19 protein-coding genes are annotated in these 23,324 nt (G+C 65.8%); 6 read left to right on the top strand and 13 right to left on the bottom strand.

Features of this window, described 5'->3' with window-relative positions; translation table 11 throughout:
* Nucleotides 1–67: 67 nt before the first annotated feature.
* From WBR68_RS22425 to WBR68_RS22415, 3 genes are all read left to right on the top strand, one after another.
* Nucleotides 68–1,009, top strand: coding sequence for a DUF3829 domain-containing protein (locus WBR68_RS22425; RefSeq protein WP_230695297.1), 942 nt, complete (start codon nt 68–70; stop codon nt 1,007–1,009).
* Nucleotides 1,010–1,127: 118 nt separating this feature from the next.
* Nucleotides 1,128–2,213: a tartrate dehydrogenase gene (locus tag WBR68_RS22420; protein WP_230695296.1), complete on the top strand. Its 1,086-nt coding sequence runs from the start codon at nt 1,128–1,130 to the stop codon at nt 2,211–2,213.
* Between the two features lie 67 nt (nt 2,214–2,280).
* Nucleotides 2,281–3,264, top strand: coding sequence for a Bug family tripartite tricarboxylate transporter substrate binding protein (locus WBR68_RS22415; protein WP_230695295.1), 984 nt, complete (start codon nt 2,281–2,283; stop codon nt 3,262–3,264).
* 5 nt (nt 3,265–3,269) lie between these two features.
* On the opposite strand, the gene WBR68_RS22410 is transcribed toward WBR68_RS22415, so the two are convergent.
* The 9 genes from WBR68_RS22410 to urtA all read right to left on the bottom strand — a co-directional run bounded on the left by WBR68_RS22410 (nt 3,270) and on the right by urtA (nt 14,143).
* Entirely contained in the window at nt 3,270–3,875 is a 606-nt protein-coding gene (locus WBR68_RS22410) for a phosphatase PAP2 family protein (protein WP_050450036.1), read from the bottom strand.
* A gap of 176 nt (nt 3,876–4,051) precedes the next feature.
* On the bottom strand, nt 4,052–5,599 hold the full coding sequence (locus WBR68_RS22405; protein WP_230695294.1) for a PepSY-associated TM helix domain-containing protein: 1,548 nt from the start codon (nt 5,597–5,599) through the stop codon (nt 4,052–4,054).
* A gap of 23 nt (nt 5,600–5,622) precedes the next feature.
* A complete protein-coding gene (locus tag WBR68_RS22400) occupies nt 5,623–7,824 on the bottom strand; it encodes a TonB-dependent receptor (RefSeq protein WP_230695293.1) in 2,202 nt (733 codons plus the stop codon).
* Between the two features lie 231 nt (nt 7,825–8,055).
* A complete protein-coding gene (locus tag WBR68_RS22395; protein ID WP_230695292.1) occupies nt 8,056–8,490 on the bottom strand; it encodes a DUF2946 domain-containing protein in 435 nt (144 codons plus the stop codon).
* Between the two features lie 95 nt (nt 8,491–8,585).
* Entirely contained in the window at nt 8,586–9,284 is a 699-nt protein-coding gene (gene urtE, locus WBR68_RS22390; protein ID WP_230695291.1) for an urea ABC transporter ATP-binding subunit UrtE, read from the bottom strand.
* Between the two features lie 2 nt (nt 9,285–9,286).
* Nucleotides 9,287–10,126 carry an urea ABC transporter ATP-binding protein UrtD gene (urtD, locus tag WBR68_RS22385; protein ID WP_050448198.1) on the bottom strand — a complete coding sequence of 280 codons (840 nt, stop codon included), beginning with the start codon at nt 10,124–10,126 and terminating at the stop codon, nt 9,287–9,289.
* Nucleotides 10,123–11,250: an urea ABC transporter permease subunit UrtC gene (urtC, locus tag WBR68_RS22380; protein ID WP_230695290.1), complete on the bottom strand. Its 1,128-nt coding sequence runs from the start codon at nt 11,248–11,250 to the stop codon at nt 10,123–10,125. Before urtC ends, urtD begins: the two co-directional genes overlap by 4 nt.
* Entirely contained in the window at nt 11,247–12,878 is a 1,632-nt protein-coding gene (urtB, locus tag WBR68_RS22375; RefSeq protein ID WP_230695289.1) for an urea ABC transporter permease subunit UrtB, read from the bottom strand. Before urtB ends, urtC begins: the two co-directional genes overlap by 4 nt.
* Before the next feature lie 11 nt (nt 12,879–12,889).
* The gene (urtA, locus tag WBR68_RS22370; protein ID WP_050448201.1) at nt 12,890–14,143 is read right to left on the bottom strand and encodes an urea ABC transporter substrate-binding protein; all 1,254 of its coding nucleotides are present in this window, start codon (nt 14,141–14,143) and stop codon (nt 12,890–12,892) included.
* 382 nt (nt 14,144–14,525) lie between these two features.
* Between urtA and atzF the strand changes: the two genes are divergently transcribed.
* The 3 genes from atzF to WBR68_RS22355 are packed head-to-tail and all read left to right on the top strand — an operon-like array spanning nt 14,526 to nt 20,783.
* Nucleotides 14,526–16,385, top strand: a complete 1,860-nt coding sequence (atzF, locus tag WBR68_RS22365) for an allophanate hydrolase (RefSeq protein ID WP_230695288.1) — start codon at nt 14,526–14,528, stop codon at nt 16,383–16,385.
* A gap of 28 nt (nt 16,386–16,413) precedes the next feature.
* A complete protein-coding gene (gene uca, locus WBR68_RS22360; protein WP_230695287.1) occupies nt 16,414–20,058 on the top strand; it encodes an urea carboxylase in 3,645 nt (1,214 codons plus the stop codon).
* Nucleotides 20,055–20,783 (top strand): GntR family transcriptional regulator, encoded by a 729-nt coding sequence (locus WBR68_RS22355; protein ID WP_230695286.1) that lies wholly within the window; start codon nt 20,055–20,057, stop codon nt 20,781–20,783. Before uca ends, WBR68_RS22355 begins: the two co-directional genes overlap by 4 nt.
* 240 nt (nt 20,784–21,023) lie before the next feature.
* Here WBR68_RS22355 and WBR68_RS22350 read toward each other — a convergent pair whose 3' ends face one another.
* The 4 genes from WBR68_RS22350 to WBR68_RS22335 form a co-directional block, all read right to left on the bottom strand.
* Complete coding sequence (locus tag WBR68_RS22350; protein WP_230695285.1) at nt 21,024–21,839, bottom strand: anti-sigma factor family protein; 816 nt, start codon at nt 21,837–21,839, stop codon at nt 21,024–21,026.
* Nucleotide 21,840: 1 nt separating this feature from the next.
* Nucleotides 21,841–22,353: an RNA polymerase sigma factor gene (locus WBR68_RS22345; protein ID WP_050448206.1), complete on the bottom strand. Its 513-nt coding sequence runs from the start codon at nt 22,351–22,353 to the stop codon at nt 21,841–21,843.
* A gap of 23 nt (nt 22,354–22,376) precedes the next feature.
* Nucleotides 22,377–22,745 (bottom strand): COG4315 family predicted lipoprotein, encoded by a 369-nt coding sequence (locus tag WBR68_RS22340; RefSeq protein ID WP_050448207.1) that lies wholly within the window; start codon nt 22,743–22,745, stop codon nt 22,377–22,379.
* A gap of 100 nt (nt 22,746–22,845) precedes the next feature.
* Entirely contained in the window at nt 22,846–23,322 is a 477-nt protein-coding gene (locus WBR68_RS22335; protein WP_230695284.1) for a GNAT family N-acetyltransferase, read from the bottom strand.
* Nucleotides 23,323–23,324 lie beyond the last annotated feature (2 nt).

Below are 23,324 nucleotides of genomic sequence, written 5' to 3'. Positions count from 1 at the left end.
CGATGCGGTCGGAATATGATGCGTTCCCTTTTTCGGAGAACAGATGTTTATGTCGCGCCCCTTGTGCATGTCCGCCCTTTTAGCCGCCACGTTGATGCTCGCCGCGTGTGGCGACGACAACGCCAAGCCGGAAGCGAAAACCGCCGAAGCCAGCACCGCCCAGGCCGAGATCATCAAGTACAACCAGTACGTGGATACGGCCAACGGCATCAACCAGTCGTTTGAAGAAACGCTGGACCAGTACGAGCAATACATGGTGCCCAAGCTGGCCGACAAGAAGCCCGTGAAGGACTACGTCATCGGCAACGACATCATGGTGTTGCGCACCAAGGAAAAGCTGGAAAAGGCCTTGGCGATGCAGCCCGCCATCCCCGAGATCGACGCCGCCGCCAAGGACTTTGCGCAGGCCCTGGGCAAGCTGGCCCCGCTTAGCACCGACCTGCAGAACTACGCCGCCGCCAAGACCTTCCTGTCGGACAACGGCGCGCTGGCCCGCGAGAAAAGCCCGGCCTACGTGGCCGCGCTGACCGAGGTGGCCAAGGCCGAAAGCGCCTTCTATCACGGCATTTCGGTGAAAGACACCGCCAACACCAAGGAAGCGTTTGAAAAGGCCAAGAAGGACACGGTGGCCTACTACCGCGCCGGCATGGTGTATTACGGCAAGTCCACGCTGAATCAGGCGACCGGCATTTTTGACAGTACCGGCCTGGGCGACAAGAAGGACGCCTTCAAGCAAGACCTGGACAAGCTCAACGAGATGGCGCTGGGCTTTGACAAGAAGACCCGCGAAGCCAACCCCAAGGGTTGCGCCAGCACGATGATGCAGGCCAATGCCTTCCTGGCGGCCGGACGCAAGGTGCTGGAGCACACGGAAAGCGGCCGCTACAAGGAAGACGCCGCGCGCACGGGCGCCTTCAAGATGATGCGCCCCACCATCGTCGACGACGCCTATGGCCTGCGCCAGAACTTCAACAACCTGATCAACAACCTGAACGTCAGCCGTTGCTGATCTCCGACACAACATCTTCAACCTGAAGTTGAAGATGTTGTGAATGGCGCTGCGCGCACGGCGCGCGGCGCTCGGTACATTGCCGACAGACCCTTATCAGCAAGGAGCCTGTCGGCCCATGAAGACCTATCGCATCGCAACCATTCCCGGCGACGGCATCGGCAAGGAAGTCATTCCGGCCGGCCAGCGCGTCTTGCAGGCCCTGGCCGACGACGGCGGACTGCGCTTCGAATTTCAGAATTTCGACTGGGGCGGCGACTACTATCGCCAGCACGGCGTGATGATGCCGGCCGATGGCCTGGACGCCCTGCGCGACAAAGACGCGATTCTGTTCGGCTCGGCGGGCGACCCCGACATTGCCGACCACATCACCCTGTGGGGCCTGCGCCTGAAGATCTGCCAGGGCTTTGACCAGTACGCCAACGTGCGCCCCACGCGCATCCTGCCCGGCATCGACGCGCCGCTCAAGCGCTGCACGCCCGAGCAACTGAACTGGGTCATCGTGCGCGAAAACTCCGAGGGCGAATACTCCGGCGTGGGCGGACGCGTGCACCAGGGCCATCCCATCGAAGCCGCCACCGACGTATCGATCATGACGCGCGCCGGGGTCGAACGCATTCTGCGCTTTGCCTTCAAGCTGGCGCAATCACGGCCGCGCAAGCTGCTTACCGTGGTCACCAAGTCCAACGCGCAGCGCCATGCCATGGTGATGTGGGACGAGATCGCGCGGCAAGTCAGCCGTGAATTTCCGGACGTGAGCTGGGACAAGGAATTGGTGGATGCCGCCACCGCGCGCATGGTCAACCGGCCCGCGTCGCTGGACACCATCGTTGCCACCAACCTGCATGCCGACATCCTCAGCGACCTGGCGGCGGCACTGGCCGGCAGCCTGGGCATTGCACCCACCGGCAACATCGACCCCGAACGCCGTTACCCGTCCATGTTCGAACCCATCCACGGGTCGGCCTTCGACATCATGGGCCAGGGCCTGGCGAATCCGGTCGGCACGTTCTGGTCGGTGGTGATGCTGCTTGAGCATTTGGGCGAAGCCGATGCGGCGGCACGCTTGATGCAAGCCATAGAACAAGTCACCGGCACGCCCGCGCTGCACACGCGCGACCTGGGCGGCAACGCCACCACCGAAGATGTCACGGCCGCGGTGTGCGCGCGTCTGGCGCAGGGCAAGGCAGTGAAAGCGGCATAGCGCTGGAGGGCGCCTGGCCGGCAATACAACAAGAAGCGAAGTTCATTCGTAATCCAAGGAGACAAGCATGTCCAAGCAAAATTCCCGCGCGCGCGCGTTGGCGTTCGCCTGCCTGTTCAGCCTGCCGCTGGCAGGCGGCATGGCCGTTGCACAGACTTACCCCGCCAAGCCCATCAGCCTGGTGGTGCCGTTTCCGGCGGGCGGCACCACCGACGTGCTGGCGCGCGCGCTGGGCCAGGAGCTCAGCAAAAGCCTGGGCCAGCCCGTGGTGGTGGAAAACAAACCCGGCGCGGGCTCGACCCTGGGCGCGGACTATGTGGCCAAGGCCGCGCCCGACGGCTACACCTTGTTGATGGGCGCGGTGCATCACACCATCGCCACCAGCGTCTACAAGAGCCTGCATTACGACTTCCAGAAGGACTTCGCGCCCGTCACCACGGTGGCGCTGGTGCCAAACGTGCTGGTGGTCAACCCCAAGCTGGACGCGACCAACGTGCAAGGCTTGTTGAAACTGGCGCAGGCCGCGCCCGGCAAGCTGACCTTCGGGTCCAACGGCATGGGCACCGGCCAGCATTTGATTGGCGCGCAGTTTGAGCAAGAAGGCCACGTCAAGCTGCTGCATGTGCCGTACAAGGGCAGCGGGCCCTTGACGACGGACCTGCTGGGTGGGCAGATCGATATGTCGTTCGACACCATCACGCCCGTCTTGCCGCACATACAAAGCGGCAAGCTGCGGGCGCTGGCGGTTACCACCAATAAGCGTTCAGAGGTGCTACCCAACGTGCCGACGATGGAAGAGGCGGGCCTGAAGCCCTTCAACATGGGCACCTGGTTCGGCGTGCTGGCGCCGGCCGCAGTGCCCAAGGACGTGGTGACGCGGCTGAACGCCGAGATGGTGAAGATCATCAAGTCGCCCGATTTCTCGCGCCGCATGGCCGAGATTGGCGCGGTGCCTATTGGCGACACACCTGAGCAGATGCGCGCCCGCATCGGCACGGATACCGCGAATTACGCCAAGCTGGTGAAGGACGCGAACGTGGCGATCAACTGAGCCCGTTACGCGCGGATCCAGCCGCGCGCGATTGGCAAGGCCAGCAGCTTGCGGTAGAGGGCTTGTGCGGCCAGCGTCAGCGGCGCGCCAACGCGGTTCCACACCGCCGCGGTGGCCGCTGCCGCGACGGGCGCCAGGATCAGGCCGCCTGCGATGTCCAGCGGAAAGTGCACGCCCAGGTACACGCGCGACGTGCCCACGACAATGGCGGCCAGCAGCGCTGTCCATCCCCAACCCACCCAGCGCCGGTCAAAGATCAGCGCGAACGCAAACGTGGCGATGATGATGGTGTGGTTGCTGGGGAATGAAGAAGTGGCCTTGTGCGGGAAAAACGCATGGCCCAGGCCCAGCACAAAGGGGCGCGGCTGCGGCCACAGCGCACCGCACAGGTAGCTGATGAACAACGCCGCGCCGATGCTGGTCAGCACTTTCAGGGCCAGGCTGCGTTGCGCCTGCCCGCCCCACAGCCACATCGCCACCAGCGCGCCCGGCACCAGCAGGATCAAGCGATTGGCCAGCAGCAAGGCGGCCTGGATCTGCCAGGTGGCGGTAGCCGGGTCGGCGTTGATCGACAGAAACAGGGCGTGGTTCAGGATATCCAGGGCGTTCATGACAAGTCATCGCAGCGTAATAATCAATAGCCGCGATGGTAGTGGGCTTACCCGTCAGTCCGCTTACAAAATGCGGCTGAATTTGGGCTTTTACTTCTGGACACGCGCTTTGCTAGCGTCCTTCGCCTTCGCTATCGTCCACACTCGTCATCCCTTTGGTTGATGCGGCCGCGCTTTCATCCGCCTCCCAACTTCTTGCCCAGCCGGCGCCATCCAACCACAACCCCCGTCAGGCTCAACGCCGCGCCGCCCAGGCTCAGGACGATCAACAAGAGGTCCCACAAGGGCCGGCGCGACAACAGACCGGTCCAGTCCCAGCTGTGCAGAAAGGCGAACAGCCAACGGCTGACACGGTTGCTGCGGTCTTGCCGGCCCACGATCTGGCTGGTGGCCGGGTCCAGGTAGACCCAGGTGGCTTGCGGGTTGTCGTAGATCACGCGCCAGATGGGCAGCGGCTTTTCCACATGGCCCAGCATGGCGTGCGCGTCGCGCGCGTAGTAATAGAAGTCGTACTGGGTCAGCACCTGAACGTCCCGCACCGCGGCGCCCGGCAGCAGGCGCGTGGCGGCCTCGCGCAAGTCGCTTTCGGCGAACGTAGTGGGTACGGCGTCGGTCGCAGACAGCACGCGCGGCGCGCCTGCGGTGCTGCGCGCCAGGGCCACGTCCTGGCCGGCCGCGCGCGTCCACACCAATTCACGCGGGGCGCTGGGCAGGGCGGCGATCAGGTCACGCGGCGTGGACAGGGGCGCGTCGGCCGGGGAGCCGGCGTAGGCGCTGTGCGCCAGCGGCGCGCCCGTGCTGGTGAAGAGCTTCCACGGGTTCATCGACATCAGGCCGCTGAAGATCCAGGTAATGGTGATGGCGGCAAACAGCAGGCCGCTGATGTGATGCCATCGCATCATGCTTTCGCGGTAGGGCGAACGGCTGCCCGTGGCGTAGGGGCGCGAAAAGCGCCAGCGCAGGATGCCCACGACCGTGCCCGTCAGCGCCAGCACCACGCCGGCCACCGACAGCCACACCACCACGTCGTGCCACCAGCGGTCCAGCGCATTGCCGCGCAGCGGATACAGCCAATGGATCCACGCGCCCGCGTAGTTCCAGGCGCGTTCGTTGCGCGTGGCGTCCAACACCACCGCGCCGGTGGCCGACGAGACATACAGCCGGGTGCGCGCGGGGTCGTCCATGTCGATGCGGTGCAGCGGCCGGTGCACGTCCAGCGACCCGGAGTGGGTGTAGACGTCTTCATCCACCGTCTCTTGATGGCGCGCGGCGTATTGGCCGCCAAACCACGCCAGCGCCGACGCCTGCGCCACGGCGGCATCGGCGGGCGGCAGCAGCGCGCCGCTGGCGGCATCCACCACCTTGGGCGTTGTGCGCGGCGCGCCGGGCACCAGATAGACGGGGGCGCCGGCCCGCGTGGCGGCCAGGCTCAGGCCGCTGGTGTCGCTGGCGCCCGCCGCCGCCAGCGCCTGGGCGGGCGTGATGGCGATGGTGGCCGCATCCAGCGGCGCCAGGTGCGTCAGCCGTTCCTGCGGCGTCAGCTTGGGGTAGCCCACGTACATCATCACCACGCCGGAAATAAACCACATGGCAAAGAACAGGCACAGCACGATGCCGGCCCAGCGATGGGTCAGGTAGAGCCATCGCTTGAGGCGAGAGGACAGCGGCGGCCCGGCGCGGCGGGCGGGCTTACTTGCGGCTTGGCGTGTAGAAGTGGCGCTCATGGCATTCCCCTTAAGCGCGTTCGTCAGAACCGCATTTGCAAGCTCAGTTCCACCGAACGCGGCGCGCCCAGGTAGTACATCGTGGGGCTGCTGTTCGCGGCGTAGGCCTTGTCGGTCAGGTTGCGCACGCGGAAGGTCGCGTTCACGTTGCGGTTGACCTGGTGCGACAGCGCCGCGTCAAACACGGTGTAGGACGGCGCCCACACGGTGTTGGCCGCGTCCGCATACGCGCGGCCCACGTAGCGCGCCGCCACGCTGGCGTTCCAGTCCGGCACGAAGGCGTAGTCCACCCAGACGTTGGCCAGGCGGCGCGGCGTGTTGGTCGGCACCTTGCCGTTGCGTGACACCGATACACCGCCTACCGACTGCGTGAAGTCGTCGTACTTGGGGTCCACAAACGCCACGTTGCCTTGCAATGACAGCTTCGACGTCAGCTGCAAACCACCCGCCAGTTCCACGCCGCGCGCGGACTGCGCACCCACCGGCACGCTGACGCCGGGGTTGTTGGGGTCGGACGTTGCCAGGTTCTTGCGCTTGATCTCGTAGACCGACACGGTGGCCGCGCCGCGCCCATCCCAGAAGTTGAACTTGCCGCCGACTTCGGCCTGCGTGCCGGTGGTGAGCTTGTCGTTGTTCAGCACGTCGGCGAAGGACGCCGTGGCCATCAGGCCCGACGGGGGATCGGCCGCGGTGGCGTACTGCGCGTACAGCGACGCTTCCGGGCTGATCTCCCAGTTCACGCCCAAGCGCCCGGTCAAGGGCGAATAGCTGCGCTGCGCGCTGGCGGGTGACGTGGCGGTGACGGCGCGGCGGTTGGTCAGGTCCAGGTCGATGAAGTCCTTGCGCAGGGCCGACACAATGGCCACGCCGGGCAGCACTTGCGTGCGGTTTTCCAGCGTTAGCGCAAAGGTGCGGATGCGGTTCTCGCGGTCGGGCTTGTGGCCGCGCGTCATGCCGGGAATGTCGTAGAAATCGCCCGCCGAAAAATCGTAGGGGTCCACGGCGTCCACGGTGCCGGACAGGCTGGTGGGAAAGCGCGTGACCTTGTTCTGGCTGATGTCGGCGCCAAACGACCAATCGCTGCGCAGGCCCGCGATGGATGAGTGGTACAGCCCTTCAATGCGGTTGCCCACCAGGCGCTGTTCGTGCCGTTGCAGCAGCGCGCCCGAACGCAGCACCAGGCTGTTGTTGGCGTTGAAACGATAGCTTTCCAGGTTGCGGAAGTCGCGGTCCGCGCGGTAGTGGTACAGCGTGTTCTTCAACGTCAGGTTCGACCCCGCGCGCCATTCGGTCACGGAACGCGCCCACAGCACCGACTGCTCGTACAGGCCGTCATTCACGTTGTAGTTCTTGAAGCGCGTGCCATCCATGATGTGGCCCGCGCCCTGCACCACGCCGTTGGCGTTGGACTTCAGCGGCGTGCCCCAGTAGGGGCGGTCAACCTGTTCGCGCTGGAATTCAAAGGCGAAGGTCTGGGTCACGTCGGCGCCCAGGTCCGACAGCAAGGACGCGGCCACCTGAGTGGCGCGGCTATGGTTGCCGTCGACCCAGCCGTGGCTGGAACCGGTGTTGGCGTCGATGCGCAGGTAGTGGCCTTGGCCGCCTGCATCGCCCGCCAACTGCTGGTTCAGGCCGATGGACTGCTGCTGGCTGTTGAACGAACCCAGCCGGAACTGGGCGTCGTAGAAGGTGTCGAGTTCGGGCAGCTTGGTCACGTAGTTGATGGCGCCGCCCACCGCGCCTGCGCCAAACAGAAAGGTGGCGGGGCCGCCGATGGCTTCGACGCGGTCGTAGATCCAGCTATCGACGGGGCGTCCGGCAATGGCGTCGTACTGCACGGAAATGCCGTTGAACAGTTGCGACACCTGGCCACCCGAAAAGCCGCGATAGCTGACCGCGCCGGCATTGCCGGGGGGCGAGGCGTTGTTCACGCCGGGAATGCCGCGCGCGATTTCCTGCGTGTTCAAGGAGCCGCGTGCCTCGATCTGCTCGCGCGAGATCACGGTGACGCTGGCCGGCGTTTCGCGCAGGGTCAGCCCAAGGCGGCTGCCGGTGCTGTCGTGGGCGTCCAGGTCGATCACGCCATTGGGCGCGGGTGCGGCGTAACCCGCGCCGTAGACGGTGGTGGGCGCCAGGGTCTTCACGGCAGGTTCGTCGGCCAAGGCCAAGGCGGGAGCGCCGGCGATGGCGCCCAGCAGCAAGGAGTAAAGAGTCGTGTGTTTCATGTCGGAGGTCGGCAAGCAAGCAAACGGGCGAGCGCATCCAGCGCGCCGCCTGGTCACAAGCGGGGCGCGACGCGTCGCGAGGGTCTGATGTCGACGGCGCTAAGCCTGGCGGAGAAAGCCGCTAGTCATGCGTGTCAGGGGAAGACGTAAGCGGGGCGCACGGCGCTGCCACGATCACGCTGCGGACAAACTACGCAGCAGAAATCCAAGGCGGCAACAACCGAGGCCCGCTCAGTTTGCGGGCGGTGCGCGCGGCTGAACCGCGCTCCAGGCATGAAGGGAGTTTTCCGCCAGAAAGAACAGCGGCGGGTAGGTGATGGTGCGGCCCACGGGGGCGGGCACCACCGGCACGGCCGTGGGCAGGATGCTCACGTCGGCATGGGGGTTGCGGCACAGCGGGCAATGATGATCGCCATGGGCGTCGTCGGCCTTGCTGCCGTGCGGGCTATCGAGGTCGTTATGCGAGTCGTTGTGCGGCACTTCCAGCGTCAGCGTACCGCTGGCTTCGCCTTCGCTGACGCAGTATTCCACGCTGATGCGATGGAAGTGATGGCCGTCGGGCGACAGGCTCAAGGCATGCGCTAGCGACGGCGCCAACGACGCCCACAGGATCGCGGCAAGCGCGATCCACAGGTTGGGGCGAGTCAGGAAAGTAGCGAAGCACATGGAGCGGAATTATATCGGAGCAGTTTTCCCATGCGTGCACAACATCAAGGAAATCTGAAGACGCCCGCGCCACGGCTTTCGACGCTAGCCCATGGCTATACCGACAAGTGCCTGCGCACGTCCTCGCCATCGATGGCGCTGCGGTCGCCGCTGGCCACCACTTCCCCGCGCGACAGCACGACGAACTGGTCCGCCAGTTCGCGCGCGAAATCGAAGTACTGCTCGCATAGCAGGATGGCGATGTCGCCGCGTTCGCGCAGCATGTGGATGACGCGCGCGATGTCCTTGATGATGGACGGCTGAATGCCTTCGGTGGGCTCGTCCAGGATGATGAGCTTGGGCTCGGCCACCAGCGCGCGCGCAATCGCAAGCTGTTGCTGCTGTCCGCCGGACAAGTCGCCGCCGCGCCGCGACAGCATGCTCTTCAGCACGGGAAACAGTTCAAAGACCTCTTCCTTGATGCGGCGCGCGCGGGCGGCGGGCTTCGTCGCCATGCCCATCAGGATGTTCTCTTCCACCGTCAGCCGCGCGAAGATGTCGCGGCCTTGCGGCACATAAGTCATGCCGCGCGCGGCGCGCTGGTGCGGCGCCAGGCGCGTGATGTCGGCGCCGTCGAACGCGATGTTGCCGCTGGCCACGGGCAACACGCCCATCACGCATTTCAGCAACGTGGTCTTGCCCACGCCGTTGCGGCCCAGCAGCGCCAGGCACTCGCCCTGGCGCACCGACAGCGACACGCCGCGCAGCGTGTGGCTGCCGCCGTAGTATTGGTTGATCGTGCTTACGTCCAGCATGTTTAGCGCCCCAGGTAGACTTCGATCACGCGCGGGTCGGCCTGCACCTTGCTCATCGGCCCTTCGGCCAGCACCGAGCCTTCGTGCAGCACCGTCACCTTGCCGTCGCCCGCAATCTGGTTGACGAAGTCCATGTCGTGTTCCACCACCATCAGCGAATGGCGGCCGCGCAGTTCGTTCAGCAGCTCGCCGGTGCGCTCGGTTTCGGCGTCGGTCATGCCGGCAACCGGTTCGTCCAGCAGCAGCAACTGCGGCTCCTGCATCAACAGCATGCCGATTTCCAGCCACTGCTTCTGACCATGCGACAGCAGGCCGGCAGGGCGTTGCACTTCGGGGCGCAGGCGGATCAGGTCCAGCGTTTCGCCGATCTTGTCGGCCTGTTCGCCGGTCAAGCGCGAGAACAGCGTGGGCCGCACGCGCTTGTCCGTCTTCATCGCCAATTCCAGGTTTTCAAACACGCTGTGCTGCTCGAACACCGTGGGCCGCTGGAACTTGCGGCCGATGCCCGCGTGCGCAATCTGCGCTTCGTTCAGGGTCGTCAGGTCGATGCTCTGGCCAAAGAACGCGGTGCCCGCCGTGGGTCGCGTCTTGCCGGTGATGACGTCCATCATCGTGGTCTTGCCCGCGCCGTTGGGGCCGATGATGCAACGCAGTTCGCCCACGCCGATGTCCAGCGTCAGGTCGTTCAATGCCTTGAAGCCGTCGAAGCTGACGGTAATGCCTTCCAGGTACAGGATGGCGCCGTGGCTGGTGTCCAGGCCCTTGGGGCTGACGCGGCCGTAGCCGGCGTCGCCGCTGGGGCCGCCGTCCAGCGCGGCCAGTTCGGTATGCGTGCTGGTCATGCCTTTTTCTCCTGCAAGCGTGCCGTGATGCGGCGGGCCAGGCCCACGATGCCGGTGGGCAGGAATAGCGTCACCAACACGAAGATCAAGCCCAGTGCATACAACCAGAATTCGGGCAGCACGCTGGTGAACCAGGTCTTCAAGCCATTGACCGCGCCCGCGCCGATGATGGGGCCGATCAGCGTGCCGCGCCCGCCGGTGGCCACCCAGATCACCATTTCAATCGAGGTCTCGGTCGACATTTCGCTGGGGTTGATGATGCCCACCTGCGGCACGTACAAAGCGCCCGCGATGCCGCACAGCACGGCGGACAAGGTCCACACGAACAGCTTGAAACCCAAGGGGTCGTAGCCGATGAAGCGCAGCCGGCTTTCGGCATCGCGCACGGCGGTCAGCACGCGGCCCAGCTTGGATTGCGTGACGATGCGCGCCAGGATCAGGGCGCCCGCCAAGGCGGCCAGCGTGATCCAGTACAAGGTGGCGCGCGTGCCCGGCGCGGTGATGTCAAAGCCCAGGATGCGCTTGAAATCGGTAAAGCCGTTGTTGCCGCCAAAGCCCGTGTCGTTGCGGAAGAACAGCAGCATGGCGGCGAACGTCAGCGCCTGCGTGATGATCGAAAAGTACACGCCCTTGATGCGCGAGCGGAAGGCGAAGTAACCGAACACAAACGCCAGCACGCCCGGCACCAGCATCACCAGCAGCATGGCGTACCAGAAGTGTTCGGTGAACGCCCAGTACCAGGGGTAGTCCTTCCAGTCCAGGAACACCATGAAGTCGGGCAGGTTGCTTTGGTAGACGCCGTCGCGGCCGATGGCGCGCATCAGGTACATGCCGTGCGCGTAGCCGCCCAGCGCAAAGAACAGGCCATGGCCCAGCGACAGGATGCCCGCATAGCCCCACACCAGGTCCAAGGCCAGCGCGGCCATGGCATAGCACATGAACTTGCCTAGCAGCGCTACGGCGTAGGCCGACACGTGTAACGCGTGGCCCGGCGGAAACACCAGGTTCAGCAGCGGCAGTAGCGCCAGCAGCGCGGCCGCCACGGCCAGGGCCGTCCAGGCGCGGCCCGAAAAAAGTGGGCGGCGGGTCAGCAAGCTCAGATCGGTCAGCGCGGTCTGTTTCATTCAACGCTCCGGCCGCGGGGGGCGAACAGGCCTTGCGGCCGTTTTTGGACAAACAGCACAATCAACACCAGGATGGTGATCTTGGCCATGACGGCGCCCGCATAGGGCTCCAGGAATTTGTTCACGCCGCCCAGGCCCATCGCGGCAATGACGGTGCCGGCCAACTGGCCCACGCCGCCCAGCACCACCACCATGAAGGAATCCACGATGTAGCCACGGCCCAGGTCTGGCCCCACGTTGCCCAACTGCGACAGGGCCACGCCCGCCAGCCCCGCAATGCCGGAGCCCAGGCCAAACGCCAGCATGTCCACGCGCCCGGTGGGCACGCCCACGCAATCGGCCATGCGCCGGTTCTGCGTAATTGCGCGCACGAACAGGCCCAGCCGCGTGTGGTTCAGCAGCACCCACACCAGGAACACCACGAAGAACGCAAAGCCGATGATGACGATGCGGTTATAGGTCAGCACCAGCCCGCCCAGCACGTTGATGCCGCCGGACATCCAACTGGGGTTGCCCACTTCCACGTTCTGCGCGCCGAACAACGTGCGCACGCCTTGCATCAGCATCAGGCTGATGCCCCAGGTGGCCAGCAGCGTTTCCAGGGGGCGCCCGTACAGCCAGCGGATCACCGTGCGTTCCAGCGCCATGCCGACCAGCGCCGTCACCACAAACGCCAGCGGCAACGCGGCCACCACATACCAGTCCAGCCAGCCCGGCAGCCAGGCGCGGAACAGCGTCTGCACCACATAGGTCACGTAGGCGCCAATCATCAGCAGCTCGCCGTGCGCCATGTTGATGACGCCCATCAGGCCGAAGGTAATGGCCAGGCCCAGCGCGGCCAGCAGCAGCACGCTACCCAGGCTGATGCCATAAAAGAGGTTGCCCGCCCATTCGATGGTGGCCAGATGGCGGTCGATCTGCTTGAGCGCCGTGGCCGCCGCATCGCGCACGCGCGCATCGGGTTCGACGTAGACGCCGTCGCGCTGCTGCGTCAGCGAGTCCAGCATGGGGCGGAAGCCGGCGTTGCGTGTTTCGCCCAGCACCTCTACGGCATGCAGGCGCTTGGCGGGGTCGGTGCTTTTCAATTCCAGGTTGGCCTGCGCGATCAACAGCGCTTCGCGCACGGCTTCGTTCTTTTCAGAGGCCAGTGCTTTTTCAAGCATGGGCAGGCGCGCCGGGTCGCCCGTCTGTTGCAGCCGACGCGCGGCGGCCAGGCGTTCTTCGGGCTGGTCCGAGAACAAGCGCGAACCCGCCAGCGCGGCCTGGATGGCGCGGCGCAGGCGGTTGTTGATGCTGACGGTGCCGCTGTCAGCGGGCAGGTCCACGGCCGCGCCCGTGACGGGGTCGGTGGCGCGTGTGTCGTCCTGCCCGATCAGCACGCGGCCATCGGCCGTTGCATAGAGCTGGTCATTGCCCAGCGCCTGCAAGACCGCCGCCGCGAGCGGGTCAGGGTGTTGGCCCAACGCGGCAATCGCTTGCAGCTTGGCGTCGGTGTCGTCGCCGGCCAGCGGCGCAAGCAGGGCGGGGTCCACGCCAGCCGCGGCCGCGGGCGCGGCCAGGAGCGGCATGGCCAGCAGCCACGCAAGAATGGAACGACGCAAGAAATGGGCGATTGCCGCGATGTGCATGCTAGCTCCGCTTAGAGGCCTTGCTTGCTTTCATTACCCGGGATGTACGGGCTCCAGGGTTGGGCACGGATCGGGCCCTTGCTCTTCCACACCACGTTGAACTGGCCGTCCGCCTTGATTTCACCGATGTAGACCGGCTTGTGCAGGTGGTGGTTGCTCTTGTCCATTTCGATGGTGTAGCCGTCCGGCGCGTTGAACTTCTGGCCGCCCATCGCTGCAATCACCTTGTCCACGTCGGTGGTCTTGGCTTGTTCCACGGCCTGCTTCCACATGTGGATGCCGATGTAGGTGGCTTCCATCGGGTCGTTGGTCACGACCGTGTTGGCGTTGGGCAGGTTCTTGGCCTTGGCGTAGGCCTTCCACTTCTTGATGAATTCCGCGTTGACCGGGTTCTTGATCGATTCGAAGTAGTTCCATGCCGCCAGGTGGCCGACCAGCGGCTTGGTGTCCACGCCGCGCAGTTCTTCTTCACCCACCGAGAACGCCACGACCGGCACGTCGGTGGCCTTCAGGCCGGCGTTGCCCAGTTCCTTGTAGAAGGGCACGTTCGAATCGCCGTTGATGGTCGAGATGACGGCCGTCTTGCCGCCGGTGGCGAACTTCTTGATGTTGGCGACGATGGTCTGGTAGTCGGAATGGCCAAACGGCGTGTAGACCTCGTCGATGTCGCTGTCCTTGACGCCCTTGGAGTGCAGGAAGGCGCGCAGGATCTTGTTGGTGGTGCGCGGGTAGACGTAATCGGTGCCCAGCAGCACGAAGCGCTTGGCGCCGCCGCCGTCTTCGCTCATCAGGTATTCCACGGCCGGGATTGCTTGCTGGTTGGGCGCGGCGCCGGTGTAGAACACATTCTTCTCAAGCTCTTCGCCTTCGTATTGCACGGGGTAGAAGAGCAGGCCGTTCAATTCCTTGAAGACCGGCAGCACCGACTTGCGCGACACCGAGGTCCAGCAGCCGAACACCACCGCCACCTTGTCTTGCGACAGCAATTGGCGCGACTTCTCGGCAAACAGCGGCCAGTTCGACGCGGGGTCCACCACCACGGCTTCCAGCTTCTTGCCCATCACGCCGCCGTTGGCGTTGATTTCGTCGATGGTCATCAGCGCAACGTCTTTCAGCGACGTCTCCGAGATGGCCATGGTGCCCGACAAGGAATGCAGGATGCCGACCTTGATGGTGTCTTCGGCGGCGAATACCTGCGGCATCCAGCCGGACATGGCCAACAGGCTCACGGCGGTCAGTTGCTTAAGGGCTAGTCTGCGTTTCATGGTGACTCCTGATTTGGAATGTGCCGGGTTGGCCGGCAGGAACGATCTCGGAAAACAGTCGACGACAAGGACTTCAAGGACCTCAAAGCAAAAGGCATGCCAAGTGCGGCGGACGAGGTGCGTCGCTGTATGAAGAGGGGGTGTTTACGCGAATGCGGTTGGCGCTTGTGCGCTTGGCATGGCCGGGTCAAAACCGTGCGCCATGCACAAAACAGGTGCGCGTCCTGCCCGCTTGCGGTGCGGGCGCGGCTGGTGTGGAGCCGTTCGCCGCGCGTGTTTGACGGCATCGGCATGCGGCGCCAGAGGGAAAGCCGCACAGCCGCCAAACATGGCACGCCGATTGCTTGGGAATCCGTACTTGTATACAAGAAAGGATTCCAGCATGAACGCCGCAGCAACGCAGACGAGCCCCATCGGTTGGACCATCGCGCAATGGCAAGCCGCCTATCGCGAAGGCGGGGCGCAGCCCGAAACGCTATTGGCCGACTACGCCGCGCCGCAAGACGGGCCGGCGGACAATGCCTGGATATGCCGGGTGGACCGCGCCACGCTGGATGAGCAACTGGACGGGCTGCGTTTGATGCTGGCCGCGGCTGGCGGCGACATGACGCGCCTGCCGCTGTATGGCGTGCCCTTCGCCATCAAGGACAACATCGACGCGGCCGGCTGGCCCACCACCGCCGCCTGCCCCGAGTTCGCCTACACGCCGGGCGAGGACGCGACCGTGGTGCAGCGCCTGCGCGCCGCGGGCGCCATCCTGATCGGCAAGACCAATCTGGACCAGTTCGCCACCGGCCTGGTGGGCACGCGCTCGCCGCACGGCGCGGTGGCCAACACCTTCAACGCCGACTACGTCAGCGGCGGTTCCAGCTCGGGTTCCGCGTCGGTGGTGGCGCGTGGCATCGCGGCGTTCTCCCTGGGCACCGACACGGCGGGTTCGGGCCGCGTGCCGGCGGGCTTCAACAACATCGTGGGCCTGAAGCCGACCAAGGGTTGGCTCAGCACGGCGGGCGTGGTGCCGGCGTGTCGCACGCTGGATTGCGTGTCGATCTTTGCGCTGACCGTGGCCGATGCCGAACTGGTTGCCGAGGTGGCGGGCGGCTATGACGAACGTGATCCCTATTCGCGCCAGATGCCGGCGGGCGCATCGCTGCCTTGGCCGCGCGCGCCCAAGCTGGCCATTCCCGCCACGCTGGAATTCTTTGGCGACGCGCAGGCGGCCACGGTGTTCGAAGACGCCGTGCGGGCCTTGAAGGCCACCGGCGCCGAAGTGGAAACGATAGACTTCGCGCCCTTCAATGAACTGGCCGCGCTGCTGTATCAAGGGCCTTGGGTGGCCGAACGCTTCGCGGCGGTCGAAGACCTGTGGAAGCAGACGCCGGAGGTCATCAACCCCGTGGTGCGCGGCATCGTCGAGCAAGCCGCCAACTACAGCGCGCTGGATGCCTTCAAGGCCGAGTACCGCCGTGCTGAACTGACGCGGCAAATCCATCAGGCGCTGGCGGGCTTTGATGCGCTGGTGGTGCCGACGTCGCCGTCCATCTACACCATCGCGCAGCTTCAGGCCGACCCGGTCACGCTGAATTCGCGGCTGGGTGTCTATACCAACTTTGCCAACCTGGCTGACTTGTCGGCGCTGGCGGTGCCGGCCGGCATGCGCGCCGACGGCCTGCCGTCGGGCATCACGCTGATCGGCCTGGCCTGGCAGGACCGCGCGCTGGCGCAGTTTGGCCGCCTGTGGCAAGCGCAGCGCGGCCTGCCGCTGGGTGCCACCGGCGCACCACTGCCGGCCGGCATGGACGTGGCGACCCCGCCCGCCGACACCGTGCGCGTGGCGGTGGTGGGCGCGCACCTGACCGGCATGCCGCTGAACCATCAACTGACCTCGCGCCGCGCGGTGCTGGTTGAAAAGACCCGCACGGCGGGCGACTACCGCCTGTATGCACTGGCCAACACCACGCCGCCCAAGCCGGGGCTGGTGAAGTCCGAGTCCGGCGCGCCGATTGAAGTGGAACTGTGGGATGTGCCGGTGACGGCGTTCGGCGCCTTCGTGGCCGAGATTCCCGCGCCCTTGGGCATCGGCACGCTGGAGCTGGAAGACGGCCGCCTGGTCAAGGGCTTCATCTGCGAGCCGCGCGGCCTGGACGGCGCGCGCGACATCACCACCTTTGGCGGCTGGCGCGCTTATCTGGCGAGCCTTAGTGCCGCCGCCGGCGCCAACCCCACCGCCACCCCCCGCTAATTCCAGCAAGCCATTTGGGAGCCGAACCGTGTTCGATACCGTTCTGATTGCCAACCGCGGCGAGATCGCCGTCCGCGCCATCCGCACCCTGAAGCGGCTGGGCATCCGTAGTGTGGCCGTGTATTCCGACCCCGACCGCAACGCCGCGCACGTGCGCGAAGCCGATGTGGCCGTGGCCTTGGGCGGCGAGAAAGCCGTCGACAGCTACTTGCGCATGGACCTGCTGCTGGCGGCCGCGCGCGAGCATGGCGCACAAGCCATCTACCCCGGCTATGGGTTCCTGTCCGAAAGCGCGGAATTCGCCGAAGCCTGCGAAGCGGCGGGCATTGCCTTCGTGGGCCCCACGCCCTTGCAGATCCGCGAGTTCGGGCTGAAGCACCGTTCGCGTGAACTGGCGGCCGAAGCGGGCGTGCCGATGACGCCGGGCACGGGGCTCTTGGCCAGCCTGGGTGAAGCCTTGTCGCAGGCCGAACGCATCGGCTACCCGGTCATGCTCAAGAGCACGGCGGGCGGCGGTGGCATCGGCTTGTCGCGTTGCGAGAACGAAGCGGAACTGACGGTGGCGTTCGACAGCGTGCAACGCATGGGCGAACACTTCTTCCGTGATGGCGGCGCGTTCATCGAACGCTATGTGGATAACGCGCGCCACGTGGAAGTGCAGATCTTCGGCGACGGCGCGGGCCGCGTGCTGGCGCTGGGCGAACGTGATTGCTCGGTGCAGCGGCGCAATCAGAAAGTGATCGAGGAAACGCCCGCGCCGCTGCTACCGGCCGCCACACGCGCGGCCCTGCTGGCGGCGGCCGTGCAGTTGGGCGAGTCGGTGAACTACCGTTCGGCGGGAACTGTGGAATTCATCTACGACCCGGCGCGCGACAGCTTTTACTTCCTGGAGGTCAACACGCGCCTGCAGGTTGAGCACCCGGTGACGGAAGCCGTCACCGGCCTGGACCTGGTGGAATGCATGTTGCGCGTGGCCGCGGGCGAAGCGCTGGACATCGCCGCGATGTCGCGCGCGCCGCAGGGTGCGTCCATCGAGGTGCGCCTGTACGCCGAAGACCCGCTGCGCCAGTTCCAGCCGTCGCCGGGCGTGCTGACCGAGGTGTCCTTCCCTGAAGGGGTACGGGTGGATGGCTGGGTGGCCACCGGCACCGACGTGCCGGCGTTCTACGACCCCATGCTGGCCAAGCTGATCGTGCACGCGGACACCCGCGAAGCCGCCTTGGACAAGTTGGCGGACGCCTTGGCGCGCACGCGGCTGCACGGCATTGCCACCAACCTGGACTACCTGCGCCAGATCGTTGCCGACGAACGGTTCCGCGCGGGCAAGCTGTCCACGCGCTTCCTGGAAAGCTTCACGTACCGGCCCGCCGCCATCGAAGTGCTGGAAGCCGGCACCTACACCAGCGTGCAGGACTACCCCGGCCGCACCGGCTACTGGGATATCGGCGTGCCGCCCTCGGGTCCGATGGACGACTATGCCTTCCGCCTGGCCAACCGCATCGTCGGCAACGCGCCGGACGCGGCAGGCATCGAGGCCACGCTGATCGGGCCAACCTTGCGTTTTCATGGCGACACCGTCGTGGCGCTGACCGGCGCCGAATGCGCCGCCACGCTGGATGGCGAACCCGTGCCGATGTGGCAGCCGATTGCCGTGCGTTCCGGCCAGGTGCTGGCCACGGGCCGCGCGCTGTCGGGCTGCCGCAGCTACCTGGCCGTGCGCAACGGGCTTGATGTGCCGGTCTACCTGGGCAGCCGCTCGACCTTTGCGCTGGGCCAATTCGGCGGACACGCCGGCCGCACGCTGCGCGTGGGCGACATGCTGCCCTTGGTGCGGCCGGAGCTGGGCGAGGGCAGTGCCGCCGCGCCCGTGGCAGAGCCGATGCCCGCGCCGGCCGAGCTGATTCCCACCTACGGCAACACCTGGGAAATCGGCGTGCTGTACGGCCCGCATGGCGCGCCGGACTTCTTCCAGCCCGAAGCCATCGACACCTTCTTCGCGGCGGATTGGGAAGTGCACTACAACTCGAACCGCCTGGGTGTGCGCCTGATCGGCCCCAAACCCACCTGGGCGCGCGAGAACGGCGGTGAGGCGGGCCTGCACCCGTCCAATATCCACGATTGCGAATACGCCATCGGCAGCATCAATTTCACGGGCGACAGCCCTGTCATCCTGACGCGCGACGGCCCCAGCCTGGGCGGCTTTGTGTGCCCCGTCACCATCGCGCGCGCCGAACTGTGGAAGGTGGGCCAGGTGAAGCCGGGCGACCGCATCCGCTTCGTGCGCATGGACTACCCGCAGGCCGTGGCGCTGGAAGCCGCGCAAGACCAAAGCGTGGCGGCACTGTCGGCGGTAGCGCCCACGGCAACGGCGCCATCGCCCGTGCCCGCCACGGTGTCCGAAACCATCGTCGCCGCCTTGCCCGCCGAGGGCTCACGCCCGTCGGTGTCGTACCGCCAGGCGGGTGACGGTTACCTGCTGCTGGAATACGGCGACAACGTGCTGGACCTGGCGTTGCGCATGCGCATTCACTTGCTGATGGAGGCGTTGAATACCGACCCGATCGCGGGCGTGCAGGAATTGTCGCCGGGCGTGCGCTCGTTGCAGATCCGCTATGACAGCCGCCAGATTCTGCAAGGCGCGTTGATCGAACGCTTGTTGAAGATCGAGGCCGGCCTGGCCGACGTGGCCACGCTGAAGGTGCCCACGCGCGTGGTCTACCTGCCCATGGCCTTCGAGGATTCGGCCACGCTGGGCGCGGTGCAGCGCTATCAGGAAACCGTGCGCGCCAACGCGCCGTGGCTGCCGAACAATGTGGACTTCATCCAGCGCATTAACGGCTTGGCCAGCCGCAATGATGTGCGCGACATTGTGTTCGACGCCAGCTACCTGATCATGGGCTTGGGCGACGTGTACCTGGGCGCGCCTTGCGCGGTGCCGATCGATCCGCGCCACCGCCTGCTGACGTCCAAGTACAACCCGGCGCGCACGTTCACGGCGGAAGGCACGGTGGGCATCGGCGGCGTGTACATGTGCATCTACGGCATGGATTCGCCTGGCGGGTATCAGTTGGTCGGCCGCACCTTGCCCATCTGGAACAAGTTCTTGAAGAACCCGGTGTTCCAGGATGGCAAGCCCTGGCTGTTGCGCTTTTTTGATCAGGTGCGCTTCTACCCGGTTACGGAGGCCGAGCTGGATGTGCTGCGCGAAGACTTCCGCGAAGGCCGCGCCACGGTGCGCATCGAAGAAGAGGTGTTCGATTTCGCTGCGCACCAGCGCTTCCTGGCCGAGCAGGCCGACAGCATCGCCGTGTTCCAGACGCGCCAGAAAAGCGCCTTCGACGCCGAAGTGGCGTTGTGGAAGAGCGAAGACGTGGCGGCGGAGCAAGAGGCGCCCGCGCTTGAAGTGGACGCCGACACGGCGTTGCGCGAGGGCGAACGCATGGTCAGCGCGGATATGTGCGGCAACATCTGGAAGATTCCGGTCCAGGTGGGGCAGAGCGTATCGGCGGGCGACACGCTGGTGGTGGTCGAGGCCATGAAGATGGAGCTGTCGGTGATTGCGCCGGCATCGGGCACGGTCACTGCGATCCGCTGCGTGCCGGGCAAGCCGGTGAACGCGGGCGACCCCTTGGTGGTGCTGGCGGAAGACGCCACCTGCACCGTGGCGGGATGATGCGCCTGGAATCCGTCCAGGTCAGCCCGGCGATCCGGCAGGCGCCGGTGCTGGCCGGGTCACTGGCTGACCAGGTGTATCAGCGCATCAAGGACGATTTGTTCGATTTCCGGATGCTGCCGGGTGAACGTTTTACCGAGGCGGATCTGGTGGCGCGTCTGGGCGTCAGCCGTACCCCGGTGCGGCTGGGCTTGGCACGGCTAGAGCGCGAAGGCTTCGTGCTGGCCAGCCCGCGCAGTGGCTGGCAGGTACGGCCGTTTGACTTCGAACGCTTCGAAGCGCTGTACGACGTGCGCGTGGTGCTGGAACAGGCGGCGGTGGACAAGCTGTGCACGCGCGAGCACATGGATGAGTCCGGCATTCTGGGTGCGTTGAAAGACGTGTGGCTGGTGCCACCGCCGCAGCGGATTCTGGACGGGCGGCTGGTCGGGCAGTTGGACGAGGCGTTCCATTGTTCATTGGTGGCGGCGGCCGGGAATCCGGAGATGGCGCAGATACACCGGGACGTGACGGAGAAGATTCGTATCGTCCGGCGCTTGGATTTCACCAAGGATTTTCGGGTGGACGCGACGTATGAGGAGCATGCGGCGATTTTGCGGGCGGTGCTGGCACGGCGCGGGGATGAAGCGGCACGGATGCTGAAGTCGCATATCGAGATGAGCAAGGCGGAGGTGCGGAAGATCACGCTGCATATGCTGCATGCGGCAAGGGAAGGGGGGCGGTGACCGGGGGGGCTGCTTGATGGGTTACGCGCGATCGATGGTGGGTTTTCTTGCGGCGGATTTTGCGCGCTTCACCCATCCTACGTGCGGCTCGTGGATCGTAGGATGGGTGAAGCGCGGAAATGTCTTCTGAAGAAAACCGGTGTTGATCGCGCGTAACCCATCGGACGGTGCTCGCAAAGAATCCCATCGGGCGGTGCCCTCGGCGTAACGCATCTGGCTACCGTAACCGAATCGGCTTCGCTACCCCTGCAACTGCTTATAAACCTCTTGCGATACTCGTTGCAGTTCATCGCGGCTGACGGCGCCGGAAAGGGCGTAGCCGAACTGGCCTTCCACCCAATAGAACACCCGTACCGACCCTTCCTGCGTGAACTGAAATGCGGTCTGGCCGCCCGCGGCTTCGCGGGTGACGTACAACGTCAGCCTTTGCCCGTCCGCCGCGCCGTACATGAACTGTGCCACCGGTCCCGAGCCGCCCGGCAACAAACGGCCGCCCACCAATTCATAACCTACCTGCGATAGCGATGGCGCGCGCACCGGTGCGCCCATGCGCTTGGTCAACCACGTCACCAAGCCCTTTTCATTGTCGGCGCTGACTTCCACCGGGCGGCCCATGTCAGGTGCATACACCGCATGCGCGATGGCGGCGCGTTGGGCGTAACCGCCCGCCGCTCGGTCCGGGCCGGCGGTGGCCAGCACGGTTTGCAGATGGCGCGCATCCATCGCGCCGCGTACCGTCCACGCCGCGCCCGCGCTGACCGCCGCGATCGCCACGCTGGCGGCCAGCGCACGCCACGGCAACTGTCGCGACGGCGCCTTCAAGGGCAGCCGCAATGGCAAAGGTTCATCCAATACCGGGTCCAGCAGCGCATGCAACGCACGGCGTTGCGCCTGCCAGTCCGCCACACGGGTCTGATCCTGCGGATGCGAGGCAAGAAAGGCGTCGACCTCGGCATGGCGGGCAGGGGCCAACTGGCCGTCCGCATAGGCATGCAGATCGGCTTCGGTGATGGGGCTGCCCGAGCAGGGAACGGGATGGAGGGATTTTTCGTTCATGTCATTTCACGCGATGCAAGCGGCTGACCGAATCGTGTCCGCGCATCAGCGCGCCCAGCTTCTCACGGGCGCGCGACAGTCGGGACATGACCGTGCCGATGGGCACGTCCAGCACGCGCGCGGTGTCCTGGTAAGACAGGTCTTCCACGCAGATCAGCAACAGCACTTCCCGCTGCTCGGGCGGCAGGGCTTGCAGGCAGCGGTCCAGGTCGCGCACCTCCAGTTGATCGGTCTGCGTGGCGCGCACCGGCATGTCGGGCAGATCGCCCGGGGCAGTCTGATCCGCCCGCCGGTTGTTGGCGCGCACGCCGTCGATGAAATGGTTGTGCATGATGCCGAACATCCAGGCCCGCAGCTCGCCGCGCTTTTGCCATCGCGAATAGCGGCTCCAGGCGCGCTCCAACGTGTCCTGAACCAGGTCATCGGCCCGATGCGGGTCGCCCGTCAGCCCGCGGGCGTATCGCCGCAGGCTGGGGATGCAGGCCAGGATCAGGGCCTCGTCGTCGGCGCGCATGGCAACCGGGGAATCGTCGCGGATCAGGGCTTGATGACGTGCCAGACTTCCTTGAAGTTGTCGCCGGTCTTGTCGCCCGGTTTGGTGTCCTTCACGTACAGGTAGACGGGCTTGCCTTTATGGGCCCATTGCTTGGAGCCGTCGTCGCGGGTGATGACCGTCAGGTCGCCCATGGGCTTGGCGTCAGCGGGGGCGGTGACCGGCGGCCAGATCTTGGCGCACCCGTCGTTGCAGGCGCTTTTGCCGCCGGCGTCTTTGTCGAAGGTGTACAGCGTCATGCCCGCGCTGTTGACCAGGATGCCGTCCTGCGTCTTGACGGCTTGGGCGTGGGCGCCGACCGAGAACAGGGCGGCGGAGCCCAGGACCAGGGCGGCGGCGATGTGTTTGCGCATAGTGAGCCTCGTACGTAGATGGGGGGAAAGGGATGACTGCCCGCTACAGACGCCGGCCATGGCGGGATTATTCCCGCCAGCCCAAAAAAATCTGCAACGCTCAGCCGGCCGGTCGGACGGCGCCGGGTTCGTAACGCATTTCAAATTCCAGCTCGGTCTCCTTGAAGGGGGTGAAGCCCAGTGCCGCATAGAGCCGCTGGGCGGGGTTGCCTTTCAACACGCTCAGGGTGACGGGCGCGCCTTCCGCGTCTGCCCGGTCCAGCACGGGCTCGATCAGGCGGCGGCCCAGGCCCATGCCTTGGAAATCCGGTGCGATCTGTATCTGCAGAATGTGCCACCCGTCCGTATCGCGGTAATGCTTGAACAGGCCGGCGGGGCGGCCATCCACCCACACGATCTGCGCGTCGTCGAAGTGGTACTGGATGCGGGCCAGATGGTCCGCGTCAGTCGCGGGCACGCCGGCGCGTTCCATATGTTCCTGCATGGTGGCTTTGCGCAGCGCGAGCAGAAAGGGCAGGTCTTCTTCGGTGGCGGGTTGCAGGGCCAGGGAATGCTCCGGGGTAGGGGAATGCGTCATGG

The organism is Achromobacter sp. JD-1, from assembly GCF_038594925.1.
Classification (GTDB): Bacteria; Pseudomonadota; Gammaproteobacteria; order Burkholderiales; family Burkholderiaceae_B; genus Achromobacter; species Achromobacter spanius_C.
Note: the sequence above shows the minus strand (reverse complement) of the source record. Positions and strands in the feature narration are given on the sequence as shown.

What these genes read in the sequence shown, in the direction of transcription:
- WBR68_RS22425 (WP_230695297.1), top strand. Translation starts at nt 68, where the DNA reads ATGTCCGCCCTTTTAGCCGCCACGTTGATGCTCGCCGCGTGTGGCGAC.
- WBR68_RS22420 (WP_230695296.1), top strand. Translation starts at nt 1,128, where the DNA reads ATGAAGACCTATCGCATCGCAACCATTCCCGGCGACGGCATCGGCAAG.
- WBR68_RS22415 (WP_230695295.1), top strand. Translation starts at nt 2,281, where the DNA reads ATGTCCAAGCAAAATTCCCGCGCGCGCGCGTTGGCGTTCGCCTGCCTG.
- WBR68_RS22410 (WP_050450036.1), bottom strand. Translation starts at nt 3,875, where the DNA reads ATGAACGCCCTGGATATCCTGAACCACGCCCTGTTTCTGTCGATCAAC.
- WBR68_RS22405 (WP_230695294.1), bottom strand. Translation starts at nt 5,599, where the DNA reads ATGAGCGCCACTTCTACACGCCAAGCCGCAAGTAAGCCCGCCCGCCGC.
- WBR68_RS22400 (WP_230695293.1), bottom strand. Translation starts at nt 7,824, where the DNA reads ATGAAACACACGACTCTTTACTCCTTGCTGCTGGGCGCCATCGCCGGC.
- WBR68_RS22395 (WP_230695292.1), bottom strand. Translation starts at nt 8,490, where the DNA reads ATGTGCTTCGCTACTTTCCTGACTCGCCCCAACCTGTGGATCGCGCTT.
- urtE (WP_230695291.1), bottom strand. Translation starts at nt 9,284, where the DNA reads ATGCTGGACGTAAGCACGATCAACCAATACTACGGCGGCAGCCACACG.
- urtD (WP_050448198.1), bottom strand. Translation starts at nt 10,126, where the DNA reads ATGACCAGCACGCATACCGAACTGGCCGCGCTGGACGGCGGCCCCAGC.
- urtC (WP_230695290.1), bottom strand. Translation starts at nt 11,250, where the DNA reads ATGAAACAGACCGCGCTGACCGATCTGAGCTTGCTGACCCGCCGCCCA.
- urtB (WP_230695289.1), bottom strand. Translation starts at nt 12,878, where the DNA reads ATGCACATCGCGGCAATCGCCCATTTCTTGCGTCGTTCCATTCTTGCG.
- urtA (WP_050448201.1), bottom strand. Translation starts at nt 14,143, where the DNA reads ATGAAACGCAGACTAGCCCTTAAGCAACTGACCGCCGTGAGCCTGTTG.
- atzF (WP_230695288.1), top strand. Translation starts at nt 14,526, where the DNA reads ATGAACGCCGCAGCAACGCAGACGAGCCCCATCGGTTGGACCATCGCG.
- WBR68_RS22355 (WP_230695286.1), top strand. Translation starts at nt 20,055, where the DNA reads ATGATGCGCCTGGAATCCGTCCAGGTCAGCCCGGCGATCCGGCAGGCG.
- WBR68_RS22350 (WP_230695285.1), bottom strand. Translation starts at nt 21,839, where the DNA reads ATGAACGAAAAATCCCTCCATCCCGTTCCCTGCTCGGGCAGCCCCATC.
- WBR68_RS22345 (WP_050448206.1), bottom strand. Translation starts at nt 22,353, where the DNA reads ATGCGCGCCGACGACGAGGCCCTGATCCTGGCCTGCATCCCCAGCCTG.
- WBR68_RS22340 (WP_050448207.1), bottom strand. Translation starts at nt 22,745, where the DNA reads ATGCGCAAACACATCGCCGCCGCCCTGGTCCTGGGCTCCGCCGCCCTG.
- WBR68_RS22335 (WP_230695284.1), bottom strand. Translation starts at nt 23,322, where the DNA reads ATGACGCATTCCCCTACCCCGGAGCATTCCCTGGCCCTGCAACCCGCC.